This is a genomic window from Streptomyces hilarionis (assembly GCF_024539675.1).
Classification (GTDB): domain Bacteria; phylum Actinomycetota; class Actinomycetes; order Streptomycetales; family Streptomycetaceae; genus Streptomyces; species Streptomyces hilarionis.
Map to the genome: position 1 here is coordinate 1 of NZ_JAHHIT010000793.1, position 256 is coordinate 256.

Genomic DNA, 256 nt, shown 5'->3' on the forward strand with positions numbered 1-256 from the left:
ATCCGAAAGCTGAATAAAATCCGTCTCAAACAGATAATTATTTCCTGCTGTATTTTTTTTGGTTTTTATAGACTCAGAAACCTCTCTTGGAACAGCTTCCTTTGTCCACCCCAAACCGATCTTTGTTAGCATAAACTTCGTAATCAGTTTACGCATCATGTTTTCAATTTCGTGAATTACAGGATAAGCGGCTGACGAAAGACTACTACTAACATCATCCCACAAAACTTCAACAGGCCGTTCGGCCGCCCGGGCT

The 256-nt window shown here is 41.0% G+C and carries 1 protein-coding gene; it reads right to left on the reverse strand.

The window, feature by feature from the left end; genetic code table 11:
- Positions 1–256 (reverse strand): hypothetical protein (locus KMS84_RS40375; RefSeq protein ID WP_256921631.1); only part of this gene is annotated, 256 nt, incomplete at both ends.